The 13,511-nt window shown below is 63.8% G+C and carries 13 protein-coding genes; 7 read left to right on the top strand and 6 right to left on the bottom strand.

Annotated elements, in window-relative coordinates; translation table 11 throughout:
- Positions 1-113: 113 nt before the first annotated feature.
- Positions 114-1,145, top strand: coding sequence for a histone deacetylase family protein (locus GV819_RS01145; RefSeq protein WP_161752690.1), 1,032 nt, complete (start codon positions 114-116; stop codon positions 1,143-1,145).
- 12 nt (positions 1,146-1,157) lie between these two features.
- Complete coding sequence (locus GV819_RS01140; RefSeq protein ID WP_161752688.1) at positions 1,158-2,258, top strand: polyamine ABC transporter substrate-binding protein; 1,101 nt, start codon at positions 1,158-1,160, stop codon at positions 2,256-2,258.
- Between the two features lie 112 nt (positions 2,259-2,370).
- On the opposite strand, the gene GV819_RS01135 is transcribed toward GV819_RS01140, so the two are convergent.
- Both GV819_RS01135 and GV819_RS01130 read right to left on the bottom strand, forming a co-directional pair.
- Complete coding sequence (locus tag GV819_RS01135) at positions 2,371-3,582, bottom strand: YeeE/YedE family protein (RefSeq protein ID WP_161752687.1); 1,212 nt, start codon at positions 3,580-3,582, stop codon at positions 2,371-2,373.
- Between the two features lie 40 nt (positions 3,583-3,622).
- Positions 3,623-5,173 (bottom strand): PLP-dependent aminotransferase family protein, encoded by a 1,551-nt coding sequence (locus GV819_RS01130; protein ID WP_161752685.1) that lies wholly within the window; start codon positions 5,171-5,173, stop codon positions 3,623-3,625.
- A 102-nt stretch (positions 5,174-5,275) separates the two neighbouring features.
- Here GV819_RS01130 and GV819_RS01125 point away from each other — a divergent pair, with 102 nt between their 5' ends.
- The 3 genes from GV819_RS01125 to GV819_RS01115 are packed head-to-tail and all read left to right on the top strand — an operon-like array spanning position 5,276 to position 7,064.
- A complete protein-coding gene (locus GV819_RS01125; RefSeq protein ID WP_161752683.1) occupies positions 5,276-5,899 on the top strand; it encodes an FMN-binding negative transcriptional regulator in 624 nt (207 codons plus the stop codon).
- A gap of 30 nt (positions 5,900-5,929) precedes the next feature.
- On the top strand, positions 5,930-6,376 hold the full coding sequence (locus tag GV819_RS01120) for a GNAT family N-acetyltransferase (RefSeq protein ID WP_161752682.1): 447 nt from the start codon (positions 5,930-5,932) through the stop codon (positions 6,374-6,376).
- Positions 6,377-6,392: 16 nt separating this feature from the next.
- Positions 6,393-7,064 (top strand): GNAT family N-acetyltransferase, encoded by a 672-nt coding sequence (locus GV819_RS01115; RefSeq protein ID WP_161752680.1) that lies wholly within the window; start codon positions 6,393-6,395, stop codon positions 7,062-7,064.
- Positions 7,065-7,147: 83 nt separating this feature from the next.
- Here GV819_RS01115 and GV819_RS01110 read toward each other — a convergent pair whose 3' ends face one another.
- The gene (locus GV819_RS01110; RefSeq protein ID WP_161752678.1) at positions 7,148-8,047 is read right to left on the bottom strand and encodes a homocysteine S-methyltransferase family protein; all 900 of its coding nucleotides are present in this window, start codon (positions 8,045-8,047) and stop codon (positions 7,148-7,150) included.
- Between the two features lie 110 nt (positions 8,048-8,157).
- On the opposite strand from GV819_RS01110, the gene GV819_RS01105 reads away from it, so the two are divergent.
- Both GV819_RS01105 and GV819_RS01100 read left to right on the top strand, forming a co-directional pair.
- On the top strand, positions 8,158-8,979 hold the full coding sequence (locus GV819_RS01105; protein ID WP_161752676.1) for an ABC transporter substrate-binding protein: 822 nt from the start codon (positions 8,158-8,160) through the stop codon (positions 8,977-8,979).
- On the top strand, positions 8,976-9,812 hold the full coding sequence (locus GV819_RS01100; protein ID WP_161752674.1) for an amino acid ABC transporter permease: 837 nt from the start codon (positions 8,976-8,978) through the stop codon (positions 9,810-9,812). Before GV819_RS01105 ends, GV819_RS01100 begins: the two co-directional genes overlap by 4 nt.
- A gap of 3 nt (positions 9,813-9,815) precedes the next feature.
- On the opposite strand, the gene GV819_RS01095 is transcribed toward GV819_RS01100, so the two are convergent.
- The 3 genes from GV819_RS01095 to oadA all read right to left on the bottom strand — a co-directional run bounded on the left by GV819_RS01095 (position 9,816) and on the right by oadA (position 13,500).
- The gene (locus tag GV819_RS01095) at positions 9,816-10,151 is read right to left on the bottom strand and encodes a helix-turn-helix domain-containing protein (RefSeq protein WP_161752672.1); all 336 of its coding nucleotides are present in this window, start codon (positions 10,149-10,151) and stop codon (positions 9,816-9,818) included.
- Entirely contained in the window at positions 10,148-11,422 is a 1,275-nt protein-coding gene (locus GV819_RS01090) for a type II toxin-antitoxin system HipA family toxin (RefSeq protein ID WP_161753116.1), read from the bottom strand. The genes GV819_RS01095 and GV819_RS01090 overlap by 4 nt, the downstream gene beginning before the upstream one ends.
- Before the next feature lie 269 nt (positions 11,423-11,691).
- Positions 11,692-13,500 (bottom strand): sodium-extruding oxaloacetate decarboxylase subunit alpha, encoded by a 1,809-nt coding sequence (oadA, locus tag GV819_RS01085; RefSeq protein WP_161752670.1) that lies wholly within the window; start codon positions 13,498-13,500, stop codon positions 11,692-11,694.
- Positions 13,501-13,511 lie beyond the last annotated feature (11 nt).

Genomic DNA, 13,511 nt, shown 5'->3' with positions numbered 1-13,511 from the left:
TCGGTCAAACACTTTGGCCAGATCGATCCCCTTTTGGCCGCTCCTGCCGTTCTCCGAAACCCCGCGTCCCGCAAGACTGTGCTGCACCGAATCAGCCTGCGGAGAACAAGAAAATGCTGACGATCTACTCGGACGATCACCACCTGCACCACGGCCGTTGTGAACTCATCGACGGGCAACTGATGCCCTGCTTCGAAATGCCTTCCCGGGCCGACCATGTGCTGGACCGGGTGAAATACCGCAACCTTGGCTCGGTAGAGGCACCCAAGGACTTCGGCCTGGGGCCCATCGAGCGCATCCACAGCCGCGCCTACCTGGACTTCTTCAAGGGTGCCTGGGCGCGCTGGGCCGCCCAGGGCATCGACGGCGACCTGCTGCCCTACACCTGGCCGGCGCGTACCCTGCGCAGCGTGATCCCCACCAGCCTGCACGGCCAGCTCGGCTACTACAGCTTCGACGGTGGCGCACCGATCACTGCCGGCACCTGGCAGGCCGCCTACAGCGCAGCGCAAGTCGCCCTTACCGCCCAGGCGGTGATCCAGCGCGGTGCCCGCAGTGCCTTCGCCCTGTGCCGGCCACCAGGACACCACGCCGCCGGCGACCTGATGGGCGGCTACTGCTACCTGAACAATGCGGCCATCGCCGCCCAGGCGTTCCTCGACCAGGGCCACAAGAAAGTCGCGATCCTCGATGTCGACTACCACCACGGCAACGGCACCCAGTCGATCTTCTACGACCGCAGCGACGTGCTCTTCACCTCGATCCACGGCCACCCGGAAGCCGAGTTCCCGTTCTTCCTCGGTTATGCCGACGAGTGTGGCGAAGGCGCCGGCGAAGGCTGCAACTTCAACTACCCATTGGCCGCTGGCAGCGGCTGGGATGCCTGGAGCGCGGCCCTGGAACAGGCCTGCAAGCAGATCGACAGCTACGACGCCGACATCATCGTGGTGTCCCTGGGCGTCGACACCTTCAAGGACGACCCGATCTCCCAGTTCAAGCTCGACAGCCCGGACTACCTGGCCATGGGCAAGCGCATCGCCGCCCTCGGCAAGCCGACGCTGTTCGTCATGGAAGGTGGGTACGCAGTGGCAGAAATCGGCATCAACGCCGTGAACGTTCTCGAAGGTTTTCAAAGCGCCCAGTGAGGGACTCGAAACATGAAAAGATTCCAACGCCTCATCGTTCCGGCCCTGTGCGCAACCCTGCTGGGCACCACCGCCCACGCTGAAGAACGCACCCTGCGGGTCTACAACTGGTTCGACTACATCACCCCCAAGGCTCTGGAAGACTTCAAGACCCAGAACAGCCAGGTGAAGCTGGTCTACGACATCTTCGACACCAACGAAGCCCTGGAGGCCAAGCTGCTCACCGGCAACTCCGGGTACGACGTGGTGGTGCCGTCCAACGTGTTCCTGGCCAAGCAGATCGAGGCCGGGGTGTTCCAGCCCCTGGACCGCAGCAAGCTGCCCAACTGGAACCACCTGGACCCCAAGCTGATGAAGCTGATCGAGGCCAACGACCCGGGCAACAAGTTCGCCGTGCCCTACATGTACGGCACCATCCTGATCGGCTTCAACCCGGACAAGATCAAGGCCGCCCTGGGCGACAAGGCGCCGGTGGACAGCTGGGACCTGATTTTCAAGGAAGAGAACATCAGCAAGCTCAAGCAGTGCGGCGTGGCCCTCTTGGACTCGCCGTCGGAAATCCTGCCCCTGGCCCTGCAGCACCTGGGCCTGGACCCCAACAGCAAGAAGCCGGCAGATTATGAGAAGGCTGAAGCGCTGCTGATGAAGATCCGGCCGTACATCACCTACTTCCACTCGTCCAAGTACATGGCCGATATCGCCAACGGCGACATCTGCGTCGCGGTGGGTTATTCGGGGAGCTTTTCCCAGGCCGCCAACCGCGCCAAGGAAGCCAAGAACGGCGTGACCGTGGACATGCGCCTGCCCAAGGAAGGCGCACCGATCTGGTTCGACATGCTGGCGATCCCCAAAGGCGCGAAGGACCAGGAAGATGCCTACACCTTCATCAACTACCTGCTGCAACCCCAGGTGATTGCCCCGGTCAGCGACTTTGTCGGTTATCCCAACCCGAACAAGGACGCCACCGAGCTGGTGGACCCGTCGATCCGCAACAACCCCAACCTGTATCCCACCGAAGCGGCGATGAGCACCCTGTATACCCTGCAGCCGTTGCCGCGTGATGCCGAGCGGGCACGGACCCGGGCCTGGACCAAGATCAAGTCCGGGACCTGATTCGTCAACAGCACAGCGGCGGTGTGCGGGTTGCCGGCGGACGACGGTGGCGCGGTTGGCGATAGACCGCGGCGCCGGGTTCGCCGGCAAGCCGGCTCCTACAGCTTTGCGTTCAGCAGCCGGTGAGGCCTTGGGGGGTGCGCTCTTCGGCGAAGAACCAGGGACGCAGGCGCACGCCCACGCCGTTGCCGATAAACGCCGCCACCAGCCACAACCAGCCGTGCAGGCTGCCGGAGGCGATGCCGCTGAAATAGGCGCCGATGTTGCAGCCATAGGCCAAGCGCGAGCCGTAGCCGAGTAACAGGCCACCGATCACCGCCGCTACCAGGGAGCGGGTAGGAATCTTCAAATTCGGCGCAAAACGCCCCGCCAATCCCGCCGCCAGCAAGGCACCGAGGACAATGCCAATGTCCATGACACTGGTGATGTCCTGCCACACCGGGGCTGCCAGGGCCTTGGCATTCGCCGCGCCCTGCCAGAACACCCAACTGCTCACGTCCACACCCAGGCCGCTGGCGACTTTCGCCCCCCACAAGGCGAACGCCGAGGTGATCCCCCACGGCCGACCCGCCAGGGCCAGGGTGGCGAAGTTCAACAGGGCCAAGGCCACCGCGCCCCAGACCAGCGGCCAGGGACCGCGCAGCAGCCGGCGCCAGCCCTGATGCTGACTGCTCACCGGCGCTTCCAGGTGGCCGTAGCGACGCTTTTCCAGGGTCTGGGTCAGCACGGCGATCAGCGCGAACAGACACAGGCTCATCCCCATTGCCGGCCCCACGCCGAAACTCTGGACGATGGAGATCGGCGGCAGCGACGGCAGGGCGAACCACCAGTCGACGTGATGGGTGGCAATCAGCGAACCACAGATGAAGAACGCCAGGGTTACCAGCATCCGCGCATTGCCACCGCCGACGGTGAACAGGGTGCCAGAGGCGCAGCCGCCGCCCAGTTGCATGCCGATACCAAAGATAAAGGCACCAAAGATCACCGAGACGCCCGCCGGCGCAACCAGCCCTACCACCGGCTGGCCGAACAGGGTTCCAGCCCCCAGCGCAGGAAAGAACAGCAGCACCGCCAGGGCCAGCATGACCATCTGCGCCCGCAGGCCAGCGCCGCGACGGTCACGGATAAACACCCGCCAGGCCGAGGTGAAGCCAAAGGCGGCGTGATACAGGGTCAGCCCCAGGGCCGCCCCCAACAGCAACAGCAGGACCTGGCGTGGCCCCACCTGGGCCTGCAGGAACAGGGCACCGGCGACCAACAGCAGCAAGGCGAACAGAGGCGCGCCGAACTGGCGTTGCGGCGCCACAGAGAGGGTCTGGCTCATGAGGGTTCTCGGGCTTGGAAATGGCCGCGAGTATACCCCGTCAGACTCGCCAGGCCTGGCGCAGACGGCTCAGGGCAGACTGGATATCTGCCTCAGGCACGGCGGCAAAACCCAGCACCAGCCCGGCCCGTTGGTCCTCGGGCAAGGGGGTTTCCGGCAGCCAGTAAGTGCTCAGGCCACTGATCTCGACATCGACAGCGGCCGCCTGCGCCAGCAACTCTCGCTCCCGGGCCAGACTGTCCACAGCCACCGTCAGGTGCAGCCCGGCCGCTACACCGGGCAGCGGCCCGACGCCATCGATTGCCGCCGGCCAGCCGGCCAGCAAGGTGTTGCGCCGGCTCAGGGCCGCCCGGCGCATGCGCCGGATATGCCGCTGGAAATGCCCGGCCGCCATGAACTCGGCCATCACCGCCTGGGTGCTGACCTCGGAATGCCGCACATCCACCGCCCGGCGCTGGGCGAAGGCCTGCACCAGGTTCGGCGGCAGCACCAGGTAACCCAGGCGCAGCGCCGGGAATGCGACCTTGCCGAAGGTGCCGACGTAGATCACCCGCCCTTGCCGGTCCAATGCCGCCAAGGGGGCCAACGGCGCACCGCTGTAACGGTACTCGCCGTCGTAGTCGTCCTCGACGATCCAGCCCTGGCTGCGCTCGGCCCAGGCCAGCAGTTCCAGGCGCCGGGCCAGACTCATGATCACTCCGGTGGGGTACTGGTGGGACGGCGTGACATAGACCAGGCGACAGTTGTGCAGTTGCTCCAGCTGGCGACAGTCAATGCCCTCCTGATCCACCGCCACGCCCTGCAGTTGCGCGCCAGCCACGGCGAAGGCATGGCCGGCCGCCCGATACCCGGGGTTTTCCACAGCCACGGCATCGCCGGGCTCCACCAGCAACTGTGCACAAAGGCTAATCCCTTGCTGCGCGCCACTGGTGATCACAATTTGTTCAGCGCTGCATTGCAGCCCCCGGGAGCTGCGCAAATAAGCGGCAATCAGACTGCGCAGGCGCGAATCGCCGGCCGAATTGCCGTAGCACAGGTGACGCAGGTCCGGCCTGCGCCAGAAAGCCGCATTCAGCTTGGCCCAGACCTCGAACGGGAACAGGTCGAAAGCCGGCACGCCGACCCGAAAAGCCCGCGGCGGTCCACTGGGCGGAGTGTTCAAATGGTGCTTTTGCAGCCGCTGCAAACCACTGCTGTGGATAACTTCACTGGATGTAATCCCAGGTAAATCTACTGATTTTGTGGATAACCCTGTGGGTAAGCCTGTTGAAAACCCTGTGGATAGTTTTGTGGATAATTTTTTGATCGGCAGGTGGGTTTCCGAAAACTGGGCCACGTAGGTGCCGTCGCCGACCCGACCTTCGATAAACCCCTCGGCGTACAACTGGTCGTAGGCCCGTACCACGCTGTTCCGGGAAATCCCCAGGGCGGCGGCCAGGTCGCGGCTGGCGGGCAAGCGCGTCCCGCTGGCCAGGCGGCCATCCAGCACCCGCAGGCGCAAGGCCTGGTACAGCTGGCGGCTGAGGCCCTGGCGGCGATCCAATTCGATGCCGGCCGGATTGAAAGACAGCGGAGGTACGGCACTGCTCATCGACATGCTCCGAAGATTGGACCCATGAAATAGACCAATGATGGCTCTTACAACGAACCATTAGCCTGCCTAGGATGCAGCCACACGCCAAGGATTTTCTATATGTACCTACCGCGCGCTTTCGTTGATGAAGACCTCTCCCGCTTGCACCAAGTGATCCAGCAGAGCCGCCTGGCGACCCTGGTGACCTGGGGCGATCAAGGCTTGCAGGCCAGCCACCTGCCGCTGTTGCTGGACGGCGCGCAAGGTCCCAATGGCACCCTTTATGGGCACCTGGCCAAGGCCAACCCACAGTGCGCGGAATTAGCCAATGGCGCCGAGGCGCTGGTGATCTTCACCGGCGAGGACGCCTACGTCAGCCCGTCGCTCTATCCGAGCAAGGCCGAACACGGCAAAGTGGTGCCGACCTGGAATTACGTGGCGGTGCACGCCTACGGCCAGCCCGAGGTGTTCAGCGATCCTCATCGCTTGCTGAACCTGGTCAGCGCCCTGACCGATCGCCATGAAAATGGCCGCGCGCAACCGTGGAAAGTGGACGACGCCCCCGCCGACTACATCGACGGCATGCTCCGGGCCATCGTCGGTTTTGCCCTGCCGATCCAGCGCCTGGAAGGCAAGCGCAAGCTCAGCCAGAACCGCAGCGCCGAAGATATCGCCGGGGTGCGTGAAGGCCTGGCGGCCAGCGCCGACCTGGGTGACCAACAACTGTCCCGCCTGATGCCCTAGGTTTTCGTACCCAACAATCAAGGAGTGTTCATGAGCCAGATCCAGATCCGCCCCGTCACCGCCGCCGACCACGCCACCTGGCTGCCGTTATGGCAGGCCTACTTGCGCTTCTACGCAACCGAGCTGGCAGACGCCGTGACCCAGAGCACCTGGCAGCGTTTTCTCGATGCCCGTGAGCCGACCCACGCCGCCCTGGCCTGGGATGGCGAGCACGCCGTGGGCATGGTGCATTTCATCTACCACCGCTCCAACTGGAGCATCGAGAACTCCTGTTACCTACAGGACCTGCTGGTGTCCCCGGAACAACGCGGCACCGGTGTCGGCCGCCAGTTGATCGAGTTCGTCTACGCCCAGGCCAAGCAGGACGGCTGCGCCAAGGTTCATTGGCTGACCCACGAAAGCAACGCCACGGCCATCCAGCTCTATGAGCGCATCGCCGAGCGCCCTGGTTTCATCCAATTCCGTCACCCTCTCTGACCCAAGGAGCCACTGCATGTCGACTTCACTCGCCGATTGGAAAGGTGCTCCCAGCCCTTCGGCCACCCTCCTGGAAGGGCGCTTCATCCGCTTGGAAAAACTCGACCCGGCGCGCCACGGCGATGACCTGTTCCAGGCCCTGGAAGGCCCCGGCGCCGACCCCAAGCTGTGGAACTACCTGCCTTACGGCCCGTTCCCCGAGCGCCCGGCATTCGATGCCTGGCTGAGCAACAACGCGGCAGCCAGCGACCCGTACTTCTTCACCGTGATCGACCGTGCCAGCGGCCAGGCCCAGGGCATCATCAGCCTGATGTCGATCGTCGCGATCCAGGGTCGTATCGAGATCGGCCACGTGACCTTCGGCGCGCCGATGCAGCGTTCGCCCAAGAGCACCGAGGCAGTCTATCTACTGGCCAAGGAAGCCTTCGCCCTGGGTTACCGGCGCCTGGAATGGAAGTGCAACAACGCCAATGCCCGCTCGCGCTATGCCGCAGAGCGCCTGGGCTTCAGTTTCGAAGGGGTGTTCCGCCAGCACATGGTGACCAAGGGGCAGAACCGCGATACCGCCTGGTTCTCGATCCTGGATGGGGAATGGCCCGCTATCGCCCAGGGTTTCGAGCAGTGGCTGAGCGATGAAAACCAGAGCGGCTCGGGGCAGCTCAAGTCCCTGGCGGAGTGTCGCGGCTAAGCGGGGGGTTCGCCGGCAAGCCGGCTCCTACGAGGATTGCGGTGAACCCGAACCTTGTAAGAGCCGGCTTGCCGGCGAAGGGCTCAGCCGAGCTTCTGCGCCAACACCGCAATGTGCTCCGGCCCGATGCCGCAGCAACCGCCCACATGGCTGGCACCGCGCTGGTGCCAGTCCGCCACCCAGTGCAGATAACCCGGTGGGTCCAGGTCTTCGCGCAGCGGGCACAGGCCATCGTTGGCAGTGGCATCCTCGGGCTGCGGCGGGAAGGCGTTGGCGTACACGCCGATGTGGATCTGCACGCCCAGGCGCTCGAAGGTTTCACGGGCCACATCCACCGCCGCACCAATCACTTCCGGCTGGCTGCAGTTGAACAGCAGGGTCTCAACGCCCAACTGCGCCGCCACCGCCGCCGCTTCTGCCACCGGCTCGCCGGAGCGCAGGCGCGGCACGTCATCGACGTCTTCATCCTTCAGGGTGAAGGACAGCCAGAACGGCTTGCCGTCCTTGGGCAGGCCGGCGTGGATGGCCCGCGCCTCGGCGATGGAGCTCTGGGTTTCCGCCAGCCACAGGTCCACGAAAGGCGCCAACCCCTTGATCAGCGGGCTCAGCACTTCCTCGACCCGCGCAGCGTCGAACAGATCCGGGCGATAGGAACCGAATAACGGCGGCAACGAGCCCGCGACCCGCACCGGCTTGCCGGAAGCCTGCACTGCACGACGTGCCAGTTCACCGGCCAGGGCCGCCAGGGCCTGGCCCTCAGCGGCAAAACGCTCTTCGCCAATGTGGAACGGCACCACGGCGTAGCTGTTGCTGGTGATCACATTGGCGCCGCTGTCGATATACGCCGCGTGCACCGCTTCCACCGCCTGCGGCGCCTCGATCAACGCCAGGGCCGACCACTCGGGCTGCCGGAACGGCGCGCCGCGGCGCTGCAGTTCACGTCCCATACCGCCATCCAGAATCACCGTGCTGTCTGCGCCCATATGCTTTTCACTCATATGCTTATGAAAAAAACTCACTATCTGAGCCGTTCTTATAACTATTAAATACGCACCATCCAGTTAATAACAACTCTTTTTCAGTCAGGATTACGATGAACTTCAAACCGTTGCTGGCCCTCGGCCTGACCACTCTTTTCGCCTCCTCCCAGGCCTTCGCCGGCGCTGCCCTGGAGCGTATCGAGCAGAAAAAAGAGCTGGTGGGCGTGCTGATGGAAAGCTACCCGCCCTTCTCCTTTCTCAATGAGCAGAACCAGCTGGACGGCTTCGACGTCGACGTGGCCAAGGCCGTGGCCGCCAAGCTCGGGGTCAAGCTGCGCCTGGAAACGCCGTCCTGGGACGTGATCGCCGCCGGACGCTGGAGCGGGCGCTACGACATCTGCATCTGCTCCATGACCCCGAGCAAGGCCCGCGCCGAAGTCTTCGACTTCCCGGTGCAGTACTACGCCTCGCCGGCGGTGATCGTGGTCAACGCCAAGGATGAGCGGATCCACGGCGCCAAGGACCTGAGCGACAAGAAAGTCGGCCTGACTGCCGCCTCCAGCTACGAGAGCTACCTGAACAAGAACCTGGTGATCGAAGGCGCTGAAGACACCCACCTGCAATATCCCTTCGAGAATGTGCAGATCGCCCCCTACGACACCGACAACGTGGCCTTCCAGGACCTCGGCCTGGGCCCCGGTGTGCGCCTGGATGCGCTCCTCACCAACCTGGTCACCGCGCAACCACGGCTGACCCAGGATTCGCGCTTCAAGCTGGCCGGCGAAGCGCTGTACGCCGAGCCCAACTCGGTGGCCATCGAGAAAGGCGATGCCCAGTGGGACGCCAAGGTGCGTGAGGTCTTCGCCCAGCTGAAGCAGGACGGCACCCTGAGCCAGCTGTCGCAGAAATGGATCGGCGCCGACATCAGCCAATGACTTCCTTCCCGCCATCTGCACAGCCGCCACAACCGCTGGCCGAACCACGACTCAAGCGCCTGCTGGGGTTTCGGACCCGGCTGTACCTGACCTGGGCGACGCTGCTGGGCCTGTTCGCCAGTTTCTTCCTGAGCTTCGACCTGAAGTTCTCGATCATCCTCGACAAGCTGCCAAACCTGCTGGGCCTGCACCTGTCTCCCAGCGGATTTCTCCAGGGCGCGGCGCTGACCCTGTTTCTCTGCGCCTGCTCCATCGTCGCCTCGTCGCTGCTGGGGTTCGTTACCGCCCTGGCGCGACTGTCCAGCAGCGCCGTGGCCTTCGGCATCGCCAGCTTCTATGCCTCGTTCTTTCGCGGCACACCGCTGCTGATCCAGATCCTGCTGATCTACCTCGGCCTGCCACAACTGGGGATCGTCCCCGGTGCCATCACCGCGGGGATCATCGCCCTGTCACTGAACTACGGCGCCTACCTCAGCGAGATCTTCCGCGCCGGCATCCTCGGCGTGCCCCACGGCCAAGGCCAGGCCGCCATGGCCCTGGGCATGAGCAACAGCGTGATCTTCTGGCAAGTGACCCTGCCCCAGGCCATGCGCACCATCATCCCGCCGGCCACCAACCAGTTCATCTCGATGCTCAAGGATTCGTCGCTGATCTCGGTGATGGGGGTCTGGGAAGTGATGTTCCTGGCCCAGTCCTACGGCCGCTCCAGCTACCGCTACATTGAAATGCTCAGCACCGCGGCGCTGATCTACTGGCTGCTGTCCATCGGCCTGGAGCTGATCCAGGCGCGGATGGAAAAGCATTACGGCAAGGGCTACGCCAAGCGCGGCTGAGGTTCAGGCGAGCGCTGAAGGCTCGGGAGCAGAGCGCTCAGGCTCATCGAGCAGCGAACGGGCACGGCTGGTCTTCTGCACTTTCACCACCCCCATCTGCAGGCCGAACGGCTTGAACACCCCAGTCAATGATTTGAGGGTCGGGTTGCCGTCACCGTGTTCGATGTGGATCAGGGTGCGCAGGGAAATCCGGCACATGCGGGCGAACTGGTGCTGGTGCAGCCCCGTGACTTCAGTGCGCAGGCGCTTGACCGCCTCGCCAATCGGCAGGCGACCGGCCGCCATTTCCTGCTGGATGTGATCGATCAGGGCCCCGCGTTCTTCCAGCGTCATGTTCATCGCAATCCCCACTCCTGCAGGCGTCGGTCCAGGTGGCGCAAGTGAATGCGCGGATGATTCAAGGTGGCTTCGGGCAAGCCGCCGGCACTCAGCAGGTCCGGCAGGGCCCGCAGGTGTTCGGCATCCGCGCGCAGGCGCGTCAGGGCGGCTTCGGGGTCGAGCAGTGGCTTGAGGCTGGCGCACACCAGGCGCCAGTCGACGTCACCGGCCACTTCCATGCGCCCGGGCCATTTGGTGGTGCGGGCAATCCCCTCGTCATCCATGACCTTGGGCGCCAGGTCATGGATCGGGGCCAGGCGTACCCCAGCATCAGTGCGCACCACCGAAAGCGTGCGGCCATGATTGTCGGTGTTGCCAAGGATCCTGTTGAGCAGATCGCGCCGCAGGTAGTCCGCCACCAGTTCGGGGATCGACGCCTCCTGGCCAGTGGCGCGCCACAGTTCGGCGAGGATCCCCAGTACCTCGGTATGGCGCATGCCTTGGCCATGGCCCACCAGCCCGGCCAGGGAATAGATCGACTCCACTGCCAGACGCTCGACTCCGGCGGGCGTCCGCCGACGGTCAAAACGCTGCATCCACAGGCTGGGCTTGCGAGCTTCTTCCAGGGCCAAGCCTTGCGCCGATACCGTATCGACTCCCAGTTGCTGCAGCGCCCGGTAATAGTGGAACTCGCTTCTGAGAATGTCGCAGGCGTTCGGCGAAGCCGGGTTACGGGGGAACTTCACCCACCAGTGACGCGTTGCCGCAGCGTCGTCGAGCAGCGCATCGGGGTACAACAAGCCCTCGCGGTTTTCTGTCAGCAACAGCTTGGGCGCTTCGTCGCCGAGGCTCGCCGTGCCACCAAAGGCCGCCGCCTGCTCATGGGCGTACTCAAGAAAACGGTTATCCAGGGTCACCACCTGCTCCCGGGTGAAGCCCAGGGCTGGACGCCTGTGCAGCCCTGCCAGGGACTCCTTGATCCGCAGACGACCAATGGGCGCCGCGGTGCTTCGGGCCAGGAGGAACAACTCGCTGCCCATGCCATCGGGCCGCTCATGGCCGATCTGCCGGAGCAAAAAGCTGCGCGCCGCCGGCGTGGCGACCAGGTCATAAAGAAAGGCCGGCGCCCGGTCTTCTCGCCAGGGCTCCCAACCCAAAGGGATCTGTGCACTGACCGAACGGCCCAGCGGGCTGGCAACCGCTTCCAGGTTGTCCACCAGATACTGCGGGACATAACCAAAGCTGCAAGGGCTGGCAAAGCCCGCTTCAGGTTTGTCGAAACTCAGGGTCATGGCATCGGCCCACGCCCCTGCGCCGTAGAGCTGCAACGTCAGCCGGAGCATTGGGGTACCTGCAATTTGATGCGCTTCAATAGACGTTCCGCCTCAATCATCCGCGCATTATATTGCAGTTTTTCCAAGCCACTGAACCAGTAAGTGCATTTAAATACATTTCAAGAAACTATCCTTCTCAAAAAAAGCATTAAATGACACTTCAGAAAAACAAAAAAAGGGGAGCCGTAGCTCCCCCGAGGTAAACAGTTGCAGATAAGGGCCTGAACTCAGCCTTCGATCTCGATCAGGATCTCACCCGGGTTGACCCGGTCGCCCTTGGCCACGTGGATTGCCATGACCTTGCCAGCAATTGCCGCCTGGACTTCGGTCTCCATCTTCATGGCTTCGGTGATCAGTACGGCCTGGCCGGCCTTGACCACATCACCCTCCTTGACCAGCACATCAACAATGTTGCCCGGCATGGTGGTGCTGACATGGCCCGGCGCGCTGGCCTGCTTGCGCTTGCTGGTGCCGCCGCCAACGAACTCGTTGAGCGGTTCGAACACCACTTCTTCCGGCATGCCATCAATGGACAGGTAGAAGTGACGCTTGCCTTCGGCCTTGACCCCGACACCGGTGATGTCGACGCGATAGGTCTCGCCGTGGACGTCGATGACGAACTCGGTGGGCACGCCTTCACCGCCCGGCTTGCTGACGCCACCGGCTTCAGGGATCGGCAGCAGCACTTCCGGAACCAGGGTGCCGGCCTCACGCTCTTCGAGGAACTTGCGCCCGATGTCCGGGAACATGGCGTAGGTCAGCACGTCTTCTTCGGAATGGGCCAGAGCGCCGATTTCACCGCGCAACTTGGTCATTTCCGGCTTCAGCAGATCGGCTGGACGTACGTCTATCACCTCTTCGCTGCCGATGGCCTGGCGCCGCAGGTGCTCGTCCACCTGGCCCGGCGCCTTGCCGTAGCCACCTTGCAGGTAGAGCTTCACTTCGTTGGTGATGGTCTTGTAACGCTCGCCGGCCAGGACGTTGAAGAACGCCTGGGTGCCGACGATCTGTGAGGTCGGGGTGACCAGCGGCGGGTAGCCCAGGTCGTGACGGACCCGTGGGATCTCGGCCAGCACTTCGCCCATGCGGTTCAGCGCGCCCTGCTCTTTCAACTGGTTGGCCAGGTTGGAAATCATCCCGCCCGGCACCTGGTTGACCTGCACCCGAGTGTCCACGGCGGTGAATTCGCTTTCGAACTGGTGGTACTTCTTGCGCACGGCGTAGAAGTACAAACCGATCTCCTGCAGCAGCTCCAGATCCAGGCCGGTGTCGAACTCGCTGCCTTTAAGGGCGGCGACCATCGACTCGGTGCCCGGGTGGCTGGTGCCCCAGGCGAAGCTGGAGATGGCGGTATCGATATGGTCGGCGCCGTTCTCGATGGCCTTGAGCTGGCACATAGCGGCCAGGCCGGCGGTGTCGTGGGAGTGAATGAACACCGGCAGCGACAGCTCGGCCTTCAGCGCCTTGACCAGCTCACCGGTGGCGTAAGGGGTCAACAGGCCAGCCATGTCCTTGATCGCGATGGAGTCGCAACCCATGGCCTCCATCTGCTTGCCCTGGGCCACGAAGGCCTCGATGGTGTGCACCGGGCTGGTGGTGTAGGCGATGGTGCCCTGGGCATGTTTGCCGGCGGCTTTCACTGCCTCGATGGCCACCCGCAGGTTACGCACGTCGTTCATCGCGTCGAAGATGCGGAACACGTCGATGCCGTTGACCGCCGCCTTGGCCACGAAAGCCCTGACCACGTCGTCGCTGTAGTGGCGATAGCCCAGGAGGTTCTGGCCGCGCAGGAGCATCTGCAAACGGGTGTTGGGCAACGCGGCGCGCAGTTTGCGCAGGCGCTCCCAAGGGTCTTCCTTGAGAAAGCGCACGCAGGCGTCGAAGGTCGCGCCGCCCCAGACTTCCAGGGACCAGTAGCCGACTTTGTCGAGCTTGTCGCAGATCGGCAGCATGTCTTCGGTGCGCATGCGGGTCGCCAGCAGCGATTGGTGAGCGTCACGCAGGATGGTGTCGGTAACAAAGATCTTCTTGGACATGAATGTATTCC

It is taken from the genome of Pseudomonas sp. Fl5BN2, from assembly GCF_009908205.1.
GTDB lineage: Bacteria > Pseudomonadota > Gammaproteobacteria > Pseudomonadales > Pseudomonadaceae > Aquipseudomonas.
The sequence above is the reverse complement of the archived record's forward strand: the minus strand, read 5'-3'. Positions and strand labels throughout refer to the sequence as shown.